This is a genomic window from Aestuariivirga sp. (genome assembly GCF_965227715.1).
In the GTDB taxonomy this organism is placed as follows: domain Bacteria; phylum Pseudomonadota; class Alphaproteobacteria; order Rhizobiales; family Aestuariivirgaceae; genus Aestuariivirga.
This window is the reverse complement of sequence record NZ_OZ245771.1, coordinates 1,409,640-1,431,374: the sequence shown is the minus strand read 5'-3', so window position 1 is coordinate 1,431,374 and position 21,735 is coordinate 1,409,640. Positions and strand designations below refer to the sequence as shown.

20 protein-coding genes are annotated in these 21,735 nt (G+C 61.1%); 16 read left to right on the top strand and 4 right to left on the bottom strand.

What is annotated here, in order from left to right; all coding sequences use genetic code 11:
• Positions 1-2: 2 nt before the first annotated feature.
• Both ACO06F_RS06880 and ACO06F_RS06875 read left to right on the top strand, forming a co-directional pair.
• Positions 3-296: a Dabb family protein gene (locus tag ACO06F_RS06880; RefSeq protein WP_421695948.1), complete on the top strand. Its 294-nt coding sequence runs from the start codon at positions 3-5 to the stop codon at positions 294-296.
• A 46-nt stretch (positions 297-342) separates the two neighbouring features.
• On the top strand, positions 343-1,206 hold the full coding sequence (locus tag ACO06F_RS06875) for a glutaminyl-peptide cyclotransferase (RefSeq protein ID WP_421695947.1): 864 nt from the start codon (positions 343-345) through the stop codon (positions 1,204-1,206).
• A gap of 46 nt (positions 1,207-1,252) precedes the next feature.
• Here the strand turns inward: ACO06F_RS06875 and ACO06F_RS06870 are convergent, their stop codons facing one another.
• From ACO06F_RS06870 to ACO06F_RS06855, 4 genes are read right to left on the bottom strand one after another with little or no spacing between them, the layout of a single operon-like run.
• Positions 1,253-2,572: an NAD(P)H-dependent oxidoreductase gene (locus ACO06F_RS06870; protein ID WP_421695946.1), complete on the bottom strand. Its 1,320-nt coding sequence runs from the start codon at positions 2,570-2,572 to the stop codon at positions 1,253-1,255.
• Positions 2,573-2,604: 32 nt separating this feature from the next.
• Positions 2,605-4,296, bottom strand: coding sequence for a glycerol-3-phosphate dehydrogenase/oxidase (locus tag ACO06F_RS06865; RefSeq protein WP_421695945.1), 1,692 nt, complete (start codon positions 4,294-4,296; stop codon positions 2,605-2,607).
• Between the two features lie 16 nt (positions 4,297-4,312).
• Positions 4,313-5,344 (bottom strand): zinc-dependent dehydrogenase, encoded by a 1,032-nt coding sequence (locus ACO06F_RS06860; RefSeq protein ID WP_421695944.1) that lies wholly within the window; start codon positions 5,342-5,344, stop codon positions 4,313-4,315.
• Positions 5,341-5,514 carry a hypothetical protein gene (locus tag ACO06F_RS06855; RefSeq protein WP_421695943.1) on the bottom strand — a complete coding sequence of 58 codons (174 nt, stop codon included), beginning with the start codon at positions 5,512-5,514 and terminating at the stop codon, positions 5,341-5,343. The genes ACO06F_RS06860 and ACO06F_RS06855 overlap by 4 nt, the downstream gene beginning before the upstream one ends.
• A 109-nt stretch (positions 5,515-5,623) precedes the next feature.
• Between ACO06F_RS06855 and ACO06F_RS06850 the strand changes: the two genes are divergently transcribed.
• From ACO06F_RS06850 to ACO06F_RS06785, 14 genes are all read left to right on the top strand, one after another.
• A complete protein-coding gene (locus ACO06F_RS06850) occupies positions 5,624-6,577 on the top strand; it encodes a carbohydrate kinase family protein (protein WP_421695942.1) in 954 nt (317 codons plus the stop codon).
• Positions 6,578-6,720: 143 nt separating this feature from the next.
• The gene (locus tag ACO06F_RS06845; RefSeq protein WP_421695941.1) at positions 6,721-7,668 is read left to right on the top strand and encodes a substrate-binding domain-containing protein; all 948 of its coding nucleotides are present in this window, start codon (positions 6,721-6,723) and stop codon (positions 7,666-7,668) included.
• A gap of 71 nt (positions 7,669-7,739) precedes the next feature.
• Positions 7,740-9,227 (top strand): sugar ABC transporter ATP-binding protein, encoded by a 1,488-nt coding sequence (locus tag ACO06F_RS06840; RefSeq protein ID WP_421695940.1) that lies wholly within the window; start codon positions 7,740-7,742, stop codon positions 9,225-9,227.
• Between the two features lie 20 nt (positions 9,228-9,247).
• Complete coding sequence (locus tag ACO06F_RS06835; protein WP_421695939.1) at positions 9,248-10,240, top strand: ABC transporter permease; 993 nt, start codon at positions 9,248-9,250, stop codon at positions 10,238-10,240.
• Between the two features lie 119 nt (positions 10,241-10,359).
• Positions 10,360-11,316, top strand: a complete 957-nt coding sequence (locus ACO06F_RS06830) for a sugar-binding transcriptional regulator (protein ID WP_421695938.1) — start codon at positions 10,360-10,362, stop codon at positions 11,314-11,316.
• A gap of 116 nt (positions 11,317-11,432) precedes the next feature.
• Positions 11,433-12,455, top strand: a complete 1,023-nt coding sequence (locus tag ACO06F_RS06825) for a LacI family DNA-binding transcriptional regulator (RefSeq protein WP_421695937.1) — start codon at positions 11,433-11,435, stop codon at positions 12,453-12,455.
• A 104-nt stretch (positions 12,456-12,559) separates the two neighbouring features.
• Positions 12,560-13,573, top strand: a complete 1,014-nt coding sequence (locus tag ACO06F_RS06820) for an SIS domain-containing protein (protein WP_421695936.1) — start codon at positions 12,560-12,562, stop codon at positions 13,571-13,573.
• A 50-nt stretch (positions 13,574-13,623) separates the two neighbouring features.
• A complete protein-coding gene (locus tag ACO06F_RS06815) occupies positions 13,624-14,946 on the top strand; it encodes an ABC transporter substrate-binding protein (RefSeq protein WP_421695935.1) in 1,323 nt (440 codons plus the stop codon).
• An 8-nt stretch (positions 14,947-14,954) separates the two neighbouring features.
• The gene (locus ACO06F_RS06810; protein ID WP_421695934.1) at positions 14,955-15,920 is read left to right on the top strand and encodes a carbohydrate ABC transporter permease; all 966 of its coding nucleotides are present in this window, start codon (positions 14,955-14,957) and stop codon (positions 15,918-15,920) included.
• Positions 15,917-16,777 (top strand): carbohydrate ABC transporter permease, encoded by an 861-nt coding sequence (locus tag ACO06F_RS06805; RefSeq protein ID WP_421695933.1) that lies wholly within the window; start codon positions 15,917-15,919, stop codon positions 16,775-16,777. Before ACO06F_RS06810 ends, ACO06F_RS06805 begins: the two co-directional genes overlap by 4 nt.
• 11 nt (positions 16,778-16,788) lie before the next feature.
• Positions 16,789-17,658 carry a PfkB family carbohydrate kinase gene (locus ACO06F_RS06800; RefSeq protein WP_421695932.1) on the top strand — a complete coding sequence of 290 codons (870 nt, stop codon included), beginning with the start codon at positions 16,789-16,791 and terminating at the stop codon, positions 17,656-17,658.
• Positions 17,655-19,058, top strand: coding sequence for an NAD(P)/FAD-dependent oxidoreductase (locus ACO06F_RS06795; RefSeq protein ID WP_421695931.1), 1,404 nt, complete (start codon positions 17,655-17,657; stop codon positions 19,056-19,058). Before ACO06F_RS06800 ends, ACO06F_RS06795 begins: the two co-directional genes overlap by 4 nt.
• A 34-nt stretch (positions 19,059-19,092) precedes the next feature.
• The gene (locus ACO06F_RS06790; protein ID WP_421695930.1) at positions 19,093-20,193 is read left to right on the top strand and encodes an ABC transporter ATP-binding protein; all 1,101 of its coding nucleotides are present in this window, start codon (positions 19,093-19,095) and stop codon (positions 20,191-20,193) included.
• 184 nt (positions 20,194-20,377) lie between these two features.
• Positions 20,378-21,625, top strand: a complete 1,248-nt coding sequence (locus ACO06F_RS06785; protein WP_421695929.1) for a lipase family protein — start codon at positions 20,378-20,380, stop codon at positions 21,623-21,625.
• The last annotated feature ends 110 nt before the right edge of the window (positions 21,626-21,735 follow it).

Here is a 21,735-nt window from a genome sequence, read left to right as displayed (position 1 = left end):
CCATGATCAGGCACACGGTCGCATTCCGTCTTCGGCACCCGGAGGGTTCCGCTCAGGAAGCTGATTTCATGAGTGCGATCGGCAAGTTGAGGGGTATTCGCGGGGTAGAAAATTTCGAGATCCTGAAGCAGGTCGGGCTCAAGAACAAATACAGCTTTGGCCTCTCCATGGAATTCGCAGATCAGGCCGCCTACCAGTTCTACAATGAGCATCCCGACCATGTGGCATTCGTGCAAACGCGCTGGATTCCGGAGGTCGCGGACTTCATTGAACTCGACTATCTGGCAATCGGGTGATCGGCCGCGCGCCGCAGCATGTGATTGAAATGGGTGAGGAAGCCGCATGAAAATTCCCTCAGCGAAATCCATAAGCCGCCGGAAACTCCTTGGCGCAGGTCTTGCCACTGCCTTGATGGCAAGGGGAGGTTCAGGCGCGGCACTGGCGGACAATACAGCGCCCTTCAGAGCCCATGTCGAACTCACGCGCCGCCGTGTTCTCGATCAACATGCCATTCCGGTACATGGATACAAGATCACGAACACTTTTCCGCATGACCGCACGTCCTATACCGAAGGGCTCGTGATGGTCGACGGTGCCATCATCGAGGGCACCGGCCTTTACGGTCAGTCGCGGCTTCTCCACTGGGATCCCGCGAGCGGCCGGCAGCTGAACGAGATCGCTCTTCAACGGGATTTGTTCGGTGAGGGAATTGCCGTCCTTGACGGTGTCATTCACCAACTCACCTACATCGAGAATGTCCGCTTCACCTACGACCTTAAAAGCTTCGCACGCACGGGCCAGGGCCGCTGCGAGGCACAGGGTTGGGGAATGACCCAGGACGGCAGCAGCCTCATCACCAGCAACGGTTCCTCGGCGATCAGCTTTCGCAATCCCACAAGCTTCGAAATCGTTAAGACGATTTACGTATCAGATGAGACGGGGCCTGTGGGTTTCCTCAATGAGCTCGAATATGCCAATGGCGTTCTCTACGCCAATGTCTGGCAGACCGAATTTATTGTCCAGATCGACCCCGCAACCGGGCGGGTGATAGGCTGGATCAATCTTGCCGGCCTCAACCCTGAGCCACAGGTTCTGGTCTATCCGCTGGTACTGAACGGTATCGCCTATGACGATCGGAGCGGCCGCCTGCTTGTCACGGGCAAATGCTGGCCTCACCTCTATGAAATTGAGGTGCTGCCAGCATAAGGCCAGCCTGGAACGCTCTGCCTGAGCGCCTGCGATCGGCGCTCCTTCAACTGCCATGCACGAGGCGGTCCTGCCGGGCGCGTAAAGCGGCGATCTTCGAATCGGCCGGCACGGCAGCATTGGCGGTGGTGATCAGCGCGCCCTTGGCGATCGGCTTCGTCACCACCGCTCCATGGAGAAGGCCACAGGGTATGGCCGCCGCTTCGCGCGCATCCTCAACCGTCATGATCCAGGCGCGGTAGCAATATTCGCCGATCGCATCAAGTGTATCGCCAGGCTTCATATCCCTTTTTGCCACCGCGCAGACCTCTGCGACGGGGCGTGAGAGCGGCACCATGTCGGCCTTGCCGTAAAGCACGGCCCGTGCGCAGGTGAGCGGCACTTCGAGCGATGTGAGGTGATAGGGCCGGTGGAAGGTGAAATAGGGGCCATGGCCCATCTTCAGATCCTCCATCCGTTCACGCACTCGCGGATGAGACATTTCCGCGATGACGAACACGCCGGGTGCAACGCCCTTGCCAACCGAATAGTCGACCACGCCGCTGCGTGAAAGAACGCCCCCATCCTTTTCCGGCACCAGCACTTTGGACAGCGTATCTAGCGTTGCGGCAGGGCCATGCATGCCGGGGCAATCGGGCACCAGCCCCGTGGCATTGGCAATCGCCGCCATCTCCACCATGGTCTTGGAGCCATCAACGAATTCGACCAGCATGCGCACGTTCATGTTCCGGCGCCTGGCCTCCTCGGCATAGTCATCGGGAACGGCATCGATATTGAGTGGATTGTTCTTCCCCTTGCCAGCAGCCACGATCGGGTGGCCCATGGCGGAGACGAACTCGATCAGCTCCATGCAGGAGGAAGGCTCGTCACCCGCCCCCAGCGAATATATGACGCCAAGACGGTCCGCCTCGCTCTTGAGATAGGCGCCGATGGTAACGTCCGCCTCTACGTTCATCATCACCAGATGCTTGCCGTGTTCCATGGCGCGCAGTCCGATCTCGGCGCCGACGGCGGGAACGCCGGTGGCATCAATGACCACGTCGATGAGGCCCGAATTGATGAGGAGGTCCACATTGTCCGTCACCGCAATCCGGCCTTGCTCCATAGCGGTGTTGAGCTCGTCAGCGGATCTTGCTTCGGTCCAACGGCCCTGTTCGCGATAGGCAATGTCGACGGCCTTGCCGGCAGCTGGCAGGCGAAGTTCCGAAATGGCGCCAACTTCGATACCAGGCATATGTGCAACGCGAGTGACGATGTCGGTTCCCATCTCTCCTGAGCCGACAAGCCCAATGCGGATGGGCTTGCCGCTGTCGGCGCGGCTCTGAAGGTCACGGGCAAGTCCGGTGGGGGAAATGTTGATCGGCATGATCCTCTGTTTCTCCTGCAGGTGATGATAAGTTAGTGCACGGCGCTGCATTGCGGCAGGCGATGGTTGAGTGCGGCCATAGCGTGGGCGATCTCCTGGCGCATCCGCTCATCACTCCAGCCCATGCGCGACACTGCGATGGCCGCAACTTCATTGATGGCGGCAGGGCTCAGAAACCCTTCCATGGCCATGGTCGTGCGGCGGAACAGAAGGTCAGAGAGGCGGCGCACGGGCTCCTCATGGCAGAGATAGCTGATCTCAGCGCTTGAATAGCCCGGCAGTGTTGCCAGCATCGCCTCGGGTTCGGCTCCAATGAAGCGCGCCACCTTTTCGGCGGCCGTGCCGTAGCGCTCCAGCAGCACCTGCGCGCGTTGGGGTGAGACGCCATTGGCTGCCGTCAGCCGTAGCTCCCAGATGCGCTGCGCTTCCAGCGTGGCAGGATAACCGCGGCCGCCACCGATGGGCAAATCCTCCGTCGATGTCAGCCGCGGCCTTCCGAGAAGCTGCAGCACGTCATCCGTTGCCTGTGCGGAGAAGGCCCGGAAGGTCGTCCACTTGCCGCCGATCAGCGAAAGCACCGGGTGCTTCATTCCAGCAATTGGGTCGCGCGCGATGGCGTGGTCCCGGCTGACTGTGCCGATCTCTTGGCCGTCGGAGCGGGGCAGGGGGCGCACACCGCAATAGCTGAGCAGGATCTGCGCGGCGTCCAGCTTGATGCGGGGGAAAATCTCCCCAACGATGGCCAGCAGATATTCCGCTTCCTGTGCGCTACAGAAGGCCTCATCCGGGTCCGCCACGGGAATGTCGGTGGAGCCCACCAGCACATGGCCGAAAAATGGGTAGACGAGATTGACCCGGCCATCGGCAGTGCCGAAATAGATCATGCGGCCCTTGAGGGCCTGGAGAAGCTGAGGATTGTCGACGATCAGGTGAGAGCCCTTCGAGCCCCCCATGTGCCTTGTACGGAGGCCGAGCCCTGAATTCACCTTGTCGATCCAGGCGCCGCCTGCATTGATGATGATATCAGCGGAAACGATCCGTGCCTCGCCGGTGATCTGGTCGGTGAGACGGAGTTCCCCCGGAGTATCGCCCTCCGCCGCGCACACATATGTGCAGAGTGCGCTACCCGGATTGGCCTCAACTCCATCCATCACCAGTTCAAGGCCCAGCCGCTCAGCATGGGTGATGCGGCCTTCGTAATAAAGACCGGCGGCGATGATCCTCTCGTCGAAGGCGGGATATTCCTTCCGCAATTTTCGAGCACCCAGGAAACGGTGGCCGGGCAGGGCGGCGACCTTGCGGTTGTAGGCGTCGTAAATCCTGAGGCCCAGTTCCGTGATGGCTGCACCTCTGTCTTTGAGCTTCGCCTTCAAACCGAGGAAGCGCAACGCGGAAGGGATGATGCTGCCCAGCCAGGAGTGCACGGGCAGCACCGTCTCCAGCGGCTTCACATAATGCGGCGCATTGCGCAGCAGGCGGTTCCGCTCCATCGCCGATTCGCGGACCAGCCGGAATTCACCGGTCTCAAGATATTTGATGCCGCCATGGATAAGGCGCGAGGGCGCGGCACTTGCCCCTTCGCAGACATCGCCCCGGTCGATCAGCAGGCAATTGACGCCCTGCAGGCAGAGATCGCGGAACGTACCGCAGCCATTGATGCCGGCGCCAATGATCAGCACCGGATAATGCGGCTTCACGTCTTCGAGTTTCTGTCCTGCCGGCATCGCGAGGCCTCTCCGTTCAGACGATCGCGACCTTGATGGCCGCGCCCTGCTCGGCAACTTGCAACGCGGTTTCGATATCTTCCAGTCTGAAGCGGTGGGTAAGGAGCGTTTCGAGCTTCAGGTGCCCGCTGGCAATGAGCTGCAACGAACGTTGGAATTGCAGCCGCGTCAAACCGAAAGAGCCTGTCACCATAAGTTCGTTATAGTGAATGGCATTGACGTCGATCTCCGCCTGCACGTCCTTGGAGAAACCGGCAAACAGGCTCACCCGGCCGCGGTACCGCACCAGCTTCAGTGCATCATTCGCCAGTGAGGGAACGCCGATTGCTACGATTGCGACGTCCGCACCCAGCCCGCCTGTTGCCGCCCGCACCGTTTCGATGAGGTCTTCGACCCCCGGATCCAATACCACGTCTGCGCCCTCCGCGAGCGCGGCCTTGCGGCGCAATTCATTGGGTTCGCTGACGATGATGTGCCTGGCACCTGCAAAGCGCGCCAGCTTCACATGCAGAATGCCGATGGGGCCAGCGCCGAGGATCACCACGGCATCGCCAATAGTCACGCCCACACGCTCCTGGCCATTCATCACGCAGGAGAGGGGCTCGGCGAGGGCCGCCGTCTCGAAGCTCATGCCCTCCGGCATCGCGAACACGTTCCCGGCCTCAATCCCGCGCGCCGGGATACGCACATATTCCGCGAAGGCGCCGTCGATCTCGTAGCCCATTGCCGTCATGTTGCGGCACAGGTTCTCCGCACCACGGATGCAGTATTCGCATTTGCCGCAGGCAAATTGCGGGCACACGCACACTGCCTGGCCGGGGTGGAACTGCGAGTGCCCACCGGTTTCCACTACCGTGCCCGCAAACTCATGGCCGAGAATGGAGGGATAGCGGATTCCCGCTGTTTTCCGGCCGCGCAGGATGCGGATGTCGGTGCCGCAGACAGTGGCTGCCCGCACCTTCAGCAGCATGTCTCCCGGTGCCAGCACTGGATCAGCCACGGTGCAAAAGCGAACCTTGTTAACTTTTTCCAGAACTCCAGCCTTCACGGTGAACCTTCCTGTGCCTGCCCAGATAATTGTTCGATAAGCATTTGAACATTTATACTACTAAAAGTCAATATGTTCATACTCTTTAACGGCCACGGTAATACTGCAATGCGGTAAGCACACATAATAGCAGCAGTTTTCATCATAAATCTTCCCCGGGCGGCATTCATCTCTCATTCCATCTCGAATTTTTTGCATTCTTCGAGAACATTTGTATAGACGATCACGAACATTCATACTATTGGTATGCGAAATGTCCGGCACGGGAGGCTCGTCAGAATGTCTGACAAGCAATTCGATTACGCATCCATCGGCTTCTACACATTCGATTGCCTTGGCTGGCCTTTCACTGCCGTGCCTGAAGGCGGCGGCTGCAACATGATCGATGAAATCACACTGGCCGTCTCGGGCGCGGCGGGAACGGCTGCCATTGCTGCCGCCAAGATGGGGCTGTCGACGAGCGCCGTGGGTGGCGTCGGCGAGGACATGATGGGCGAATGGGTGCTGAAGCGGCTCGCCTCCTTCGGCGTTGATACCGCAATGATGCAGCACCGGCCGGAGTGGAAGACCTCCACATCCATCGTCACCACGCGCGGGGATGGCTCACGCCCCGCCCTCCACATGAAGGGCGCCACTGGCACATTCGTGGTTGAAGAAGCGGATTTTGCCAAGGTGGGCAATGCGCGGGTGGTCCATCTGGGCGGAGTGGGCCTGATGGACGCGATGGACGGAGAACGCAATGCCGCGCTGATGCGCGCTGTCAAGGCTGAAGGAGCGATCACGACGGTCGATGTGTTCGCGGGGTCAAGCAATGATCTGCCGGACGTCGATGCCGTTCTTCCGTATACAGATTACTTCATGCCGTCGATCGAGGAAGCCCGCGCCCTCTCCGGTCTTGATGATCTCGCTGATTGCACGAAATTCTTCCATGATCGTGGCGTATCCTGCTGCGTCTTCACCCTTGGCGGTGATGGCGCCTACTACAGCCACCAGGATGGAACGCGATTCCGCGTTCCGGCTTTCGACATCAATGTCAAATGCACCTGCGGCTGTGGCGATGCCTTTGACGCTGGCTATGCCGTTGCTCTTGTCCGCGGTTTCGATCCCGTAACCGCCGTGCGCTTTGCGCAGGCGACATCTGCCCTCAATGCCACGGGGCTCGGCTCTCAGGCAGGGGTTACCTCCTTCGAACACACGTGGGCTTTCATGAACACCACACCCACGAGGGCTTGAAAGCCCTGAAAAACCAGCGATGCACGGCGCGCATCGCGAAGAAAAAAGCGGGCGGCAGGCAGCGCCCGCCCAAGAGGTCAGGGACGCCCTGGGAGCAAGGCGTACCGGCGATTGAACTGCAACCTGAACTGGGAGGACCCCTCATGAAACTGAAGACACTCGGCCTTTTGGCCGGAACGGCCCTGGCGCTGACGACGAGCCTCGCCCTTGGCGCTGGCCAGCAAGATTTGATCAAGCCGATCAACAAGGAGCTGACCTTCGTCTTCATCCCAAAGGTTATCCATCCCTGGTATGACGTCGTGGCCGAGGGCGGCAAATACGCGGTCGATGAACTCGCCAAGGAAGGCATCAAGGTCAACATGATCTGGGACCAGCCGCCGCAGGCCGACGTCGCCGATCAGAACGCCCGCATCGAAGCCAACATCGGCAAGAAGCCCGATGGCCTGGCCGTGGCCTGCCTCGACAAGGCCACCAATGTGCAGCTGCTCGATGAGGCGGTGAAGGCCGGCATCAACACCATCACCTTCAACTCTTTCTGCGACGAGAAATTCCCCTTCGTGGGCCAGAAGAACTCCTATCAGGATGGTTATGATCTGGGTGAATTCCTCGGCAAGCGCCTGAATGGCAAGGGCAAGGTCGGTATTCTCGCCGGCAGCCTCACGGCGTCTGACCACGTTGACCGCATCAAGGGATTCAAGAAGGCACTGGAATCCTATCCCGAAATGCAGATCGTCTTCGAGCAGCCCGACAACGACGTTCTCGAAGAAGCTGTGACCCTGACCGAGAATGCGCTTCAGGCCAATCCGGACATCGCCGCCTTCTTCGGCTCCAACGCCTCGAACCCCATTGGTGCGGCCCGTGCTGTCGACAATGCCGGCCTTTCCGGAAAAGTCGCGATTGTCGGAATGGATGATCTTCCGGAAGCCGTGGATTTTGTCTGCAAGGGCACCATCACCGCCCTCAAGGCTCAGCGCCAGTGGGACATCGGCTATTGGGCGGTGAAGTACATGGTGGCAATCAACGAAAATCACACGATCCCCATGGATCACAACACCGGCTCGCGCTTTATCACCAAGGACGACTGCAAGTAACCACCGGGGGGCAGGGCATGCGTGAGGGGGGTCCTCCACCCTTTGCGCATGCCGCTTCAGAAAGTGAGCTCATGCCGACCTTCGCCTTCGAAGCCCGCAACGTGTCACGCAACTTCGGCGTTGTGCAGGCGTTGAAGAACGTTTCCCTCGGCATCCATGAGGGAGAGGTTCATGCCATCATCGGTGAGAATGGCGCCGGCAAGAGCACGCTCATGAACATCTTCTGCGGCAAGCTGCAGCCCAGCGAGGGCGAGCTTGCGCGGGTTGGGCAGAACGCCGTCTTCCATTCGCCCATCGATGCGCAGAACGCCGGCGTGGGCATTGCACCGCAGGAGGTGAGCCTCATTCCCCAACTCACCGTCTTTGAGAACATCCTGCTCGGAGCCCAGCGCACGAAGGGCATTCATATTGATTGGCGCGCAACCCGCAACGTGGCGGTCGAGCATCTTCATGCGGTTGATGATACGATCGATCCTGATAGTCCCGTCCATCACCTCAGCAAGGCGCAGCAGCAATTGGTGCAGATCGCGCGCGCCGCGGCAACCCATGCCAAGATCCTGATCTTCGATGAGCCGACGGCGGCCCTTACCTACCGGGAAACCGAAAAGCTCTATAGCTACATCCGCAGCTTCCGCAGCAGCGGCGGCTCCGTTTTTTATATCTCTCATCGCCTCGACGAAGTCCTCGCCCTGTCGGACCGGATCTCGGTGTTGCGTGATGGCGCCTTCATCACAGAGCTCAATCCTCGGACCACCACAAAGGAAGAAATGGTGAACCACATGGTGGGGCGCGAGGTCAGCCGCACGGCGCGCCAGTCCCGCCCGCAGTTGGCCAATGCCGAAACTGTGCTCAGGGTCGAAGGCTTGAGCCGGGCAGGGGAATTCGAGAACGTGAGTTTCGATCTCCGCAAGGGCGAGATCCTTGGTGTCTCAGGCCTCGTAGGCGCGGGCCGCACTGAAGTCGCGAAATGCATTTTTGGCCTCACCCAACGCAATGCCGGCCAGATCGAGATTTTCGGAGAGCAACGCAACATCCGCTCGCCCGCGGAAGCCATCAACCTGGGCCTCGTCTACCTGCCGGAGGAGCGAAAGCAGGAGGGCATCTTTCCGCTCCTTTCCATCGCCGAGAACATGGCCATGCCCAATCTGGAACAGTTCCGCTCGCTGCTGCGCATGCGCATGGCAGACATGTTCGCCGAAGTGCAGGACTATGTGAACCGCCTCAAGATCAAGATCGGCAGTCCGAAGGACCGCATCACATCGCTCTCGGGCGGCAATCAGCAGAAGGTCATCATTGCCCGCTGGCTGATGAAGAAGGCGAAGATCCTGATCATGGACGAGCCTACCCGCGGCATCGACGTCAACGCCAAATTCGAGATTCAGCGTGAACTTCGCCGCTTCACCGAAAGCGGACTGTCCATCATCTTCATCAGCTCCGAGATTGAGGAGGTGATCGATGTGTCGGACCGGATCATCGTCATGCACGAGGGCCGCGTGAAGGGTGTTTGCGATGCAGGCGAGGCGAGCCCCGAGCGACTGATGCAATTGGCGATGGCCTAGGAACAAGAGGATTTCGACCCATGACATCGACACACGCGACCGGGAGCACCCCGGTAAAGGCCAAGCGCAACACCAGTCTCCTCGCCCGCTTCTGGCGCTGGGAGGCGAGCGGCATTCTGGTCGCGCTGATTGCTCTCATGCTGGTTCTCTCCTTCGCCACGGAGAATTTCTTGTCTTCGTACAATGCTGCGGTCGTGGCCCGTCAGGCGGCCTTTGTGGGCCTGGTGGCGTTGGGCCAGACCATGGTGCTGCTGGTTGGCGGCATCGATCTCTCGGTAGGTGCTGCGGCAGGACTTTCCGCCATCGCAGGCTCCCTCATGCTCACGTCTCTGGGCATTCATCCATATCTCGTCATTCCGCTCACGATGGCCTTTGGCCTCGGGTTGGGGCTGATCAACGGCATCTTCACCGCTGGCCTCAGGCTCAACCCCTTCATCGTGACGCTTGCGACATGGGAGATTTTCGCCGGCCTCACCCTCGTCATCACAAAGGGCTATCCGATCCGGCCGCTGGGGCCGGATTTCACCATATTCGGCAAAGGTGATATTTTCGGCGTTCCGTTCCCCGTCGTTATTTTCGTGGCCCTTGGTATCTTCCTGATCTGGCTTCTGACGCAAACCCGCTTCGGCCGGAATGTCTTTGCCGTGGGCGGCAACCGCGAGGCGGCGATACTTGCCGGTATTCATGTCAAGCGGGTGGAGTTCATTGCCTTTGGGCTTGCTGGAATGCTGGCCGCTCTGGCGGGCATCCTCTATGCCAGCCGCATGGATGCTGGCCAGCCCTCGGTGGGCGAGGGCTGGCTGATGGGTGCCATCACGGCGGCAATTTTGGGCGGCACCAGCCTCCGCGGCGGTCAGGGCTCGATCATCGGCACAATGCTGGGTGCGCTGCTGCTTGCCGTGCTGGCCAATGGCACGGTGCTTCTCAATGTATCCGGCTTCTGGCAGCGGGTCATCGTCGGCTTCGTGGTGCTGCTGGCCGTGCTGGTCGATCTGTTCCGCCGCCGGGACTAGCAGCGGGCAGGGCATGACGGTGAACAACCATCTGGCGAGCTGGCAGATACCTCGTATAAGCTGTCTCTCAGACGGCGGGTGAGGGCCCGCCCATGCGATTCTTTCCGGGATGGGCAAACTTGGACACGACCGCCAGCCGCAGCGACCTGAACGATGACCTCAAGACCAAGGTCGCCTGGCTCTATTACATGGAGGGGATGACCCAGGACGAAATCTCGAAAACCGTGGGCCTCAGTCGCTCCCGCGTGCTGCGCTTCCTCGCGGCCTCGCGTGAAAGCGGCATCGTCCAAATCAGGGTCACCACCAAGCTCAGCCATTGTATCGAGCTTGAGCGCATGCTCGAAACACGCCACGGGCTCGAGCGGGCCATCGTCATCCCGAAACCCCAGAACGCCGCCGCCACGGGTGACATCATCGGGGCGATTGTCGGCTCCTACATCTCCGGCAACATCCGCGAGAACATGACGATCGGCCTCGGCTGGGGCAAGACGCTGAGCGCCAGCCTGCCATCCATTCCCCAGCAGGAGAGTGCCGGCATCAGCATCATGTCCATGCTGGGCGGCCTCACCCGGGTCAGCGGCGCCAATCCGTCGGAATTCGCATGGCGGCTGGCAGACCGGCTGTCGGCCGAATGCTATCTCATGGCGGCACCCGTCTTCGCGCCGGACCACCGCACGCGTGAGGCGCTATTGTCCCACCCTGGCATTCAGGAAATCTTCCGCCGGGCCAAGCATCTCGACATGGCAATTATCAGCGTCGGCGAATTGTCGCCCTTTTCCACCGTCTCGGAATATCTTCTGCTGGAAACCGAGGAGATCGCAGCACTCGAGCGCCAGGGTGCGGTGGGTGACGTGCTCTGCCGCTTCATCGACATTGATGGCAACATCATTGATCACCCCGTGAATGACCGCGTGGTCGCGGTGGACCCGCGTGACCTCCGCGGGACTAGAAAGCTCGTCCTCGCATCGGGCGGCTGGCAGAAATATGGCGTCATCCGCGGCGCAATGAAACTGCTCCGTCCGCATGTTCTCATCACCGATGAACTGGTCGCAGAACGCCTCGCCGCCGAGTCCTAGGTGTCAACAGGTACGAGCGCCCCAACAAGATCAGGCGGACCAAGGGCTATCCCTGCCGCAAGCGCGAAGCTACAAGGCTGTAAGGTTGGGATGGCTGGATTGGCGATGGAATGGAGATGGTGCGCAAACCTGCAACGTTGAAGGATGTCGCGGCTCTCGCAGAAGTTTCGCGTGCCACGGCAGCACGTGCTCTCAACAGCTATGGCTATGTGGGCGATGAAACTGCCCTGAAAGTTCAGGCGGCGGCAAAGAAGCTGGGCTATAGGGGCAATCGCCTTGCACAGGCTCTGCGCAGCGGCCAGCTGCCCATCGTCGGGTGCATCGTCGGCGATATTCAGAATCCCTTCTTTGCGCACATTGCTCATGATGTTGAGGTGCTCGCCCGCGAGTGCGGATATAATCTCGTGATCGGCAGCAGCGAAGAGGAGGCCGAACAGGAGATTTCACTGCTCGCGAGCCTTCGCGCCCTTTCGATCCGTGGCTTCATCGTCGCCCCCACCTCGACGGGTGACAGTCTCCATCTCAAGAGCTTGATTGCGGAAAACATCCCCCTCGTGATGATCGACCGTGTTGCGGAAGGGATCCGCTGTGACAGCGTCGTGGTGGACAATGAAGGGGGCGCGCGGAAGGCCGTCGAATATCTGCTGGCCATGGGCCATCGGCGGATCGGCCTCCTGCAGGACGATACGCGGATCTTCACTTCGCGGGAGCGCATGAGCGGCTACTTGAAGGCCCTAGCCGGGGCGGGCATCGCCGCGGACGAGCGCATGATCTCGGTATCCCACTCGACGGTGGAGCGCGCCGTGGACGCAACCATACGCCTCTTCAACCAAAAGGCGCCGCCCACCGCGCTCTTCACGGTGGACAGCCTGATGACTCAGGGAGCCCTCCTCGCGTTTCGGTCAATGGGGCTTTCAATTCCGCACAATGTGTCGCTGATCGGCTTTGACGACTTCGATCTGGCAACCTTCACCGATCCGCAGATCACCGTCGTTTCTCAGCCGGTGTCAGAGATCGGGCGTGCCGCGGCGGGGCTCCTCTTTGACCGGCTCTCCAACCTGGATGGCCCGGTGCGCAATATCCGCTTTGAGACCAAACTGACGTTGCGCGGCTCGGTAAGAGCCCTTGCACAGCGCTGATACATCGAGGTTTTTTGCAGATTAGTCCTCACCACTTGCCAAGGGACGAATCTTGTGACTTAATTGTGAGATCGATCTCACATTCAAGAAACGGAAAGTCTGGAATGCTCAACTTCGACAAGGACCGCTATGTGAAAATCCAAAGCGGAGCAGTTGCCATCGCTGAGGTTCTGCCTGCCATGATGCGGGAACTGCTGCAGGGCGGGCTCGAGCGCGTGTTCTTCATGGGAACGGGCGGCGTGCAGTTCCTCACCCTTCCAGCCGTGGAGCTTGCCCGTTCGGCCACCATCATGCCCGTTTCGGCTGCCTTCCCCGCTCAAGTGGTCCTGGAGCCGCCGGCGGGTCTGAACGAAAGGTCGCTGGTGGTGTTGCCGTCACTTTCGGGCACCACGAAGGAGTCAGTGCAGCTCTTGTCCTTCCTCAAGGCGCGCGGGGTGAAGACGCTGTCGCTCACGGGCCACAAAGACACCCCGCTCGGGCGCGACGCCGATTACAACTTCACCAATTTCGCCGAGGACGACACCTCCTCGGAATCTTTCTATCTCCAGACCCTCCTCATCGTCCTGTCCCTGCTGGCAGAGCGTGGCGAGTTCGCGGATTTCAAAGCCGTCGCCGCTGAACTGAAGCGCCTGCCGGAACTGCTGGTGACGGTGAAGGAGAATTATGAGACGGCCGCCGCCGCGCTCGCCTCGGAGATCAAGGACGAGAACTACCACATCTTCACCGGTGCTGGTTCCGTCTGGCCGGAAGCCCATTACTATGGGATGTGCATCCTCGAGGAAATGCAATGGATCCGCACCCGTCCAGTTCACGCTGCCGATTTCTTCCACGGCACGCTGGAGCTGGTGGAGCCGGGTGTCAGCGTTTTCGTCTTCAAGGGCGAGGATGCCTGCCGTCCCCTGGGTGACCGGGTGGAAAACTTCGCCCGCCGCTATACGGACAAGGTCCGCGTTCTCGATGCGGCAACGGCCAGCCTGCCGGGCGTGTCGGACCGGACACGTAGCCTGATTTCGCCGGTGATCCTGGCCGCCATGCTGGAGCGTCTCAGCGCGCATCTGGAAATCCTCCGGGATCATCCGCTGACCACGCGCCGTTACTACAAGCGGGTTGAGTATTGAAACACCCCGCCGGAACCGATGAAGCAAAAAACAACAGAGAGGAAACGACAATGCTAAGGATGTTCTCCAGCACCACCTGCCTCGCGTCGCTTGTCGCAGCGGCCGTCTTATTCGGCAGTGCCAATCTCGCATCAGCCGCAGAGGCGGTTGCCGCGGACCCCAACGCGGCCATCGACTATTCGGGCACTGTCAGTGTGCTGACGAAGTTCGGCCTGCAGCAGCTTTCCCCCTTCTTCGTCGATGCCGCTGCCCAATATGAAAAGCTCCATCCTGGCGTCAAGGTTGAGCTGATCCAGGAAAGCGATGACAGCGTGAAGGGCAAGACCAAGGCCCTCGTCGCCTCCAATTCCTTGCCCGACGTCTATTTTAGCTGGACGGGCAGCTGGGGCGAGAATTTCGTGCGCGGCAACCGCGCGGTGGACCTGACCCCCGTCATCGGGCCGGACACGCCCTGGGGCAAGACGCTGGCCACTGCCGCCGTCTCCGCCTTTACCTACAACGGCAAGCTCTATGGCATCCCGCTCTATCTCGACGCCAAGTTCATGGGTTATAACAAGAGCCTGTTCGCAGCAGCTGGCGTGTCCGAACCTCAGAGCTTCGAAGACCTGCTCGGCGCCTGCGCGGCGCTGAAGAAGTCGGGTGTCACACCCATTTCCTTCGGCAACAAGGAAGGCTGGCCGGGCGTTCACTATGCAGGCCAGCTCCTCTCCTACAATGTGCCGCAGGCCACGCTAGAGAAGGACTTCGTTCCGGCAACGGCGGAGTTCAGTGACCCGGGCTATGTCACCAGCCTCAATCAGTTCAAGCAGCTGATTGACGAATGCTCGGATGGCGCGGGCACCAATGGCTCGTCCTATGCCTCGGCCTTGCAGCAGTTCAGCAACGGCAAATCGGCCATGTATTATCAGGAGATCATCGAATTCGATCAGTCCACGGCAGATGGTGCCCTGAAGCGCGAGGATTTCGGCTTCTTCAAGCTGCCGCCCCCGAAGGACGCCAAGGGTGACGTCAAGTCGATCGAAGGCGCACCCGAAGGCTACATGATCAGCACGGCCTCGAAGAACATTCCCCTGGCCATTGATTTCATGCGCTTCGTCACCTCGCCCGAGAATGGCAAAATCCTCTCGGCACCGCCCTATGGCCAGCCCAGTGCAACGGTCGGCGGCTATTCGGCAGATACCATGAGTCCTGCCGTTGTCGGCGGCCTGCAGGTGATTGCCGACTCGTCCTATCTGATGCCCTGGCTCGACACCGCGAACCCGCCGCGCGTGGCAGCAGCCTGGCTCGCAGGCCTCCAGGCGCTGGTCGGAGGAACGAAGAGCGCTGAAGAGGTGATGGCAAGCGTCAAGGAAGCGGCTGCCGCCTCGAAGTAGGACCGGAGATGACCGCATCGGAAAACCAGCACGGGGGCAAGGCCGCGGCAAGCGGCCTTGCCATTCCGGTGCGGCGGGAAGCAGCAGGGCCTAGCCTGTTCGGCGGCTCCCTGTCGTTCCGCTGGGTGGTGGCTGGCCTCATCCTGCTCATCTGGTTTGTCTATTATCCAATCATCGACAATTTCATCGTCAGTACCAAGAAGCAGGATATCTTCACCGGTGAGACGGAATTCATCGGCCTCGACAACTATCGCCGCCTGCTGGGCGATCCCATCGTCTGGACCGCGATCGTCAACAACACGCTCTATGCGGTGATCTCCGTCATCTTCCAGGTCTTCGCCGCCTTCGTGCTCGCAGCATTGATCGAGGGGCTGGACGCGGAAGGGTGGCGGCGCTTCTGGCGCGCTGTCTATTTCGTGCCATCTGCCATCTCCATCACCGTTACCGGGCTTTTGTTCTACTTCATCTACCAGCCGGATATCGGGCTCCTCAATTCGGGCCTGGCCCAGCTGGGCCTCGCCAGCTGGGCCCGCCCGTGGCTCGGCGATGAGCAGACCACGATCTATGCCATCATTGCCATGAGCCAATGGCAGGGCTTCGGCTATTCAACGCTTCTCTTCGCCATCGCCATCCAGAAGATTCCGCGGGAACTCTATGACGCCGCGATCATGGATGGCGCCGGAACCTGGCGGCGCCTGTGGAGCATCACCTTTCCACTCACCCGCGAGATGACGGGGCTCATGGTCATCGTCACGGTCGCCGGCGCCTTCCAGGTTTTCAACGAAGTCATGGTGATGACCGCAGGAGGCCCCAACAACAGCAGCCAAGTGCTGGGAACCTGGCTTTACCAGCAGGGCTTCATCGAGAATGACTTTGGCTATGGCGCCGCAATCGCCGCGGTGATCTTCGCCATCACGCTGGTGACCGGCTTCGTTCAGCTTTGGTACACAAGGCGCCGGAGGGTGGAGCTGTGAGCGCTGCCGCTCTGCCGCGCGCCGAAAGCCGCCCGGATTTTGCGGCTGTTCTGGCAAAGACCTGCCTCGTCACCTTCCTGGTGAGCCTCGGCATCGTCGTGCTCTATCCGCTGTTGTGGATGGCGCTGAACGGCTTCAAGACCAATGCGGAAATCTTTGGAGATCCCTTCGCGCTGCCGGGTGGTTTCAGCCTGACGAACTATATCGCAGCCTGGAACCAGGGCATCCGCAATTATATCGCGACGAGTGCCATCGTCACTGCGGCCTCTGCCCTCTGCACCGTTCTGATCAGCGCCTGGACGGCCTACGGCCTCACGCGTTCGAGGCTTCCGGGGAAGCCCTTCTTTGTTGGAATCGTGCTCGGGGGCCTCATGCTTAGCCCCACAGTGGCGGTGATCCCGCTGGTGCGGATGATGCAGGATCTGGGCCTTTACAATACCTACTGGGCGCTGATCATTCTCTACACTGCTTTCCGCATCCCCTTCACCACCTTCCTGATCCGCGCCTATATGCTGGGCCTCCCGCGCGACCTTGATGAGGCCGCCATCATGGACGGCGCCAGCGAGGGCCAGATCTTCTGGCGGGTGATACTTCCGCTCTGCAAGCCGGTCATCGTCTCCTGCGTCATCTTGCATGTACTCTTCGCCTGGAACGAATATCTCTTCGCGATGATCTTCACCAGCGGAGCGGATCTGCAAACCCTGCCCGTGGGCCTCACCTCCATCATGGCAAAGCACGGGACGAACTATGCCGTGGTCTTCGCCGCCATGACGCTCTCGGCACTCCCCATCGTCATCACCTTCTTCGCAGCGCAGCGCTTCTTCATCCGCGGCCTGGCCGAAGGCATCGGAAAATAGGACGTGATTGCATGAGCAAGGCCAACCCCAAGCTGATTGCCGTCGGCGACAACTGTCTCGATGTCTATCTCACCAAGGGTTTTCTCGCGGTCGGCGGCAATGCGCTCAATGTCGCCGTGCAGTGGCGCCGGCACGGGTTAAATGCACGCTATTTCGGTGCTGTCGGCCAGGACCCGGAAGCAGCGATCACGCTTGCCGCCATCGCAGCGGCAGGGCTCGAGCCTGGTGACGTCGAGATCCGCCCTGGCCCCTCCGCGGTGACGCTGCTCGCAGATGATGCGGGCGAGCGCCGCTTCCTCCTCGAATCGCTGGGCGTGGGCGAAGACTATATTCCGGAGCAGCGGCGGTATGATGCGTTGCGCAATGCTGATTGGGTGCATCTCGGCACCAACGCCAGCGCGGAACTCGTCCGCCGTCTCGTGGCCGATGATATTTCCTTCAGCATCGACCTGTCGACGCGCCATTTCGCACTTCCGCTCGAAGGCGTGCCGCTGGTCTTCGCCTCCGGCCCCGATGATCCTTTGGAACCCGTGGAGCCGCTTTTCGCTGCCTTCAGCGCCGCCGGCGCACGCGAGGTGGTGATCACCTGCGGCCCGCGCGGCTCCTATCATCAGCTGGGTCACACGCGTGTGGCGGCGGGCGCAGTGCCGGTGGTTGTGCTCGATACCTGCGGCGCGGGCGATAGCTTCATCGCCAGCTTCATTACCGCCCGCGTCCTCGACGGCTTGCCGCCCGCTGAAGCGCTGGCGCGTTCGGCCGAACGCGCGTCTGAAACCTGCACCCATCTCGGCGGCTTTCCCCAGCCGGTGCAGAATATTCCGCAGTGGCTGCTCGGCAAATACGATGGCCTCATTCGCAGTGTGGAGGTGAAAAGCGCATGAGCATGATCACCATGCGCCCGCCCGTTTGCGCGGCAAAATCCGACCGCTCATTCTGGCTCCAGAGCATTGGGGCCGATGCGGTAACCCCGCCCTTTGCAGGCAACGCAGATACGGATATCGCCATCGTCGGCGGCGGCTATGCGGGCCTGTGGACAGCACTCCGCATCAAGGAGCAATCGCCCGAAACGCGGGTAACCATCCTCGAGGCTGATTTCTGCGGCTCCGGCGCATCCGGTCGAAATGGCGGCCAGGTCCACAGCTGGTTCGCAGAGATCAACATGCTGCGCGATCTCGTTGGCGCGGAAGAGGCCCTCATGCTGTGCCGCGCCACCGCCGCGGCTATAGAGGAACTCAATCAGCTCCAGGCGTCCGGCACGATCGACATGGATCTCAGGCTCGACGGCTGGCTGTGGACGGCAAGCTCTCACGCACAGGAAGGCGCCTGGGCCCCTGCCAGCGAACTCTGCCAAGCCCAGGGTGAAACGCGCCTCCTGCCGCTGGGCCAGGCGGAGATCATGCGCCGCACCGGATCGGCCGCTTCCTATGCGGGTGTCGTCGAAGAGAGGGCAGGGACGGTTCATCCGGCAAAGCTCGCCCTCGGGCTCAGGGCTCTCGCGCTGTCAAAGGGCGTCACCATTCACGAGAAAACCCCGGTCCTTGGCATCATCCCGGGTAGCCGTCCAGGCTTGCACACGCCAGGTGGAACGCTCACCGCGGGCAAGCTCGTGCTGGCGGCCAATGCGTGGCTCTCCGCCATCCCGGAACTCCACCCCTATCTCTATGTGGTGAGCAGCCAGATCATTGCCACCGTCCCCGCACCAGAGATCCTCGCACGCATCGGCTGGACCAGCGGCGCCTCGATCTGCGATGCGCAGACTCACGTGCTCTATTACCAGCGCACGCCCGAGGGCACCGTCATCTTCGGGCGCGGCACCGGCGGCATTTCCTATGATGACCGCATCGGTGCGGCGTTCAATCGCGGGTCCGATGGTGGCAGGGACAACATCCGTGAGCTGCACCGCGTCTACCCGCAGTTGAAGGGCGTGCCCGTCGCCCATGATTGGAGCGGTCCCATCGACTGCACGGCGCAGCATCTCCCCGTGTTCGGTCACCTGAAGAACCACTCCAATATCTTCTACGCCATGGGCTTCAACGGCACCGGCATCGCGCAGACACCTGTCGCCGGGCGGATCATGGCCAGCCTCGTTCTGGGGCGGAAGGATCAGTGGAGCCGCTGCGGGCTGGTGGGCCTCGCCAAGCGCACACGCCTGCCCGGAGAGCCATTGCGCTATGTGGGCGCCAGGCTGGTGCGCCGGGCCGTCCGGCACAAGAACGATCTTGAGATCCGCAACATCAGGCCCGGCCCGTTAACCCGCTTCCTTGCCGGCCTCGCCCCCTGAAGATGCACTGCAGAGAGACACTGGAACGATCAACATGGCTGAACTGTCGCTGAGAAACATCCGCAAGTCTTATGACAATATCGAGGTGCTGCACGGCATCGACCTCGATATCGGCTCGGGCGAGTTCATCGTCTTCGTCGGCCCCTCGGGCTGCGGCAAGTCCACCTTGCTGCGCTCGATCGCCGGCCTCGAAACCATCACCTCGGGTGATCTGGTGATCGATGGCGAGCGGATGAATGCGGTGGCGCCCTCGAAGCGCGGCATCTCCATGGTGTTCCAGTCCTATGCGCTTTATCCGCACATGAGCGTCTATGAGAACATGGCCTTCGGTCTTCGCATCTCCGGAATGCCAAGAGCCGAGATCGACGGCAGGGTGCGCCAGGCGGCGGAGATCCTGCAACTCTCGCCCTATCTGCAGCGGCGGCCCAAGGCGCTCTCCGGCGGGCAGCGCCAGCGCGTGGCAATCGGCCGGGCCATTGTGCGAAATCCGAGGGTCTTCCTGTTCGATGAGCCCTTGTCCAACCTCGACGCAGCACTCCGCGCCGCCACCCGCATCGAAATCGCCAAGCTCAAGCAATCGATGCCGGACGTGACCATGATCTACGTCACCCACGACCAGATCGAGGCCATGACACTGGCGGACCGCATCGTCGTGTTCAAAGACGGCCGCATCGAGCAGGTCGGAACCCCCACTGAGCTGTACCGGACACCCGCCAACATCTTCGTGGCCCAGTTCATCGGGTCGCCCGCCATGAACATATTGCCGGGCAAGGTGGTGGAACGCCGGGAAGGTTCCGCCCTGTGCAGCCTCGCATGCGGTGTCTCTGCCGAAGTTGTCTGCGCACCGGGCCAGTTCCTTCAGGATGAGGCGATGAGCATCGGCATACGGCCTGAGAACACGCGGATCGGGGGGGAGGACCCAAGCGAGCTGACCTTCGCCGGCACCATCGACCTGGTGGAACATTTGGGCGAAGTGCAGATCCTCTATCTCGACCTGCCGGGTGCGAAGGAAAAGTTCCTGGTCAAGACGGACGGCCACGGCCTCTTCAGCCGCAACCAGACGGTAAAGTTCGGCGTGGACCGGAAGAACGTCCACGTCTTCCGCTCAAACGGCGATGCCAGCGGATCTCTGTGACGGGAACAATGTCACCGGGGAACACCGGTGGGCGGGGCAGCGAGGCGCATATTGCAGAAATGCCGTGTCGGCATTCACGCCCCTCACTGGCATAATATATTGAATAGCTGCAATATATACTCGATGGTGAACTCATCTCAGGCCAGATCTGCCTGCCACCACACACGCTCCAATGGAAGACTTGATGGCCATGGCACCTGCACGGATCCCTTTTCGCTCACTCCTCGCAGGCGTGGTCATCGCAGTGGTGGGTGCACTTCCCTCCCCGGCACACGCGGCGGGTGACGATGCCTTCTACCTGCCGCCATCGCCGCTTGCATCGGCGGAACATGGCGCCGTCATCAGGTCGGAAGCCTTGACGGGTTCTGCCTCTTTGCCAAGTGCAGCCCGCAATCTGCTCGTGCTCTATCATTCCCGGAACCTTGACGGGCAGGACATCGCGGTCTCCGGCACCATTGCCATTCCGCAGGGCGAGCCGCCGGGAGGCGGCTGGCCCATGACAAGCTGGGCCCATGGAACGACGGGCATTGGCCCGGGCTGCGCACCTTCGCGTGATACACCGTCCGGCCCGGAACATGCATTCCTGGGCCCCAAGCAGAAGCTGATGGATGACTACGTCCGCCGCGGCTTCGTGGTGGTGGCAACTGACTATGAAGGTTTGGGCGCCCCCGGGCTTCATCCTTTTCTCCAGGGTGTTCCGGCAGGCCGCGGCGTGATTGACATCATGCGCGCAGCACGTGAGATCGATCCGGGGATTGGCGCCAGCTACGTCATCATCGGCCATTCGCAAGGCGGCCACGCAGATCTTTTCGCGGCGTCCATCGGTCCCGACTATGCACCTGAACTGAAACTCCTCGGCGATGTGGCCATGGCGCCTGCCTCCCATATTGAGGCGACCGTGGAAGGCATGGCTGCGGCCACGAAACCGTCATACGCTCTGGGCTACGCGATGTATGTGCTGCAGTCCTACGCTTCAAACCATCCCGGGATAGATCTGACCAATATCCTGACGCCGGAAGCACTGGCTCACCTGCCTGAAACGCGCGAGGCCTGCATCACCCGCACGGTGAGCACGGGCTATTGGGCAACAGCGATCCCGAAGGACCAGTTCATTCCCGGCGCCAGCCTCGCGCCAGTATTGGCCGTGGCCGCGGCCAATGATCCGGGCAAGCTCAAGATCGCGGGTCCCACCCTCATCGTCCAGGGCACGGCGGACGATACTGTCCTTCCCGCCTGGACGGACGCCGTCGTGCGCGCGCTCTGTTCACGGGGAAACAGCCTTGACTACACGGTCTATCCCGGAGCCACGCACGAGACGATCGTCAGCCAGTCCATGGAGCAGGTGAGAGCCTTCGTGGACGCCCGCTTCCGCAACGCTCCCGCGCCTGGCAACTGCAACAGTCTGCCTTCCGCTGCGGATTCCGCCAACTGAGGACCACATATGCGTCCTTATGAGACGCCCGCCCTTGGCGTCATCCAGGCTCCTTGACATGTGCCTGCCGGCTCATCGAAGAGCTTACTTTAACAAGCCGCTGTTCAATT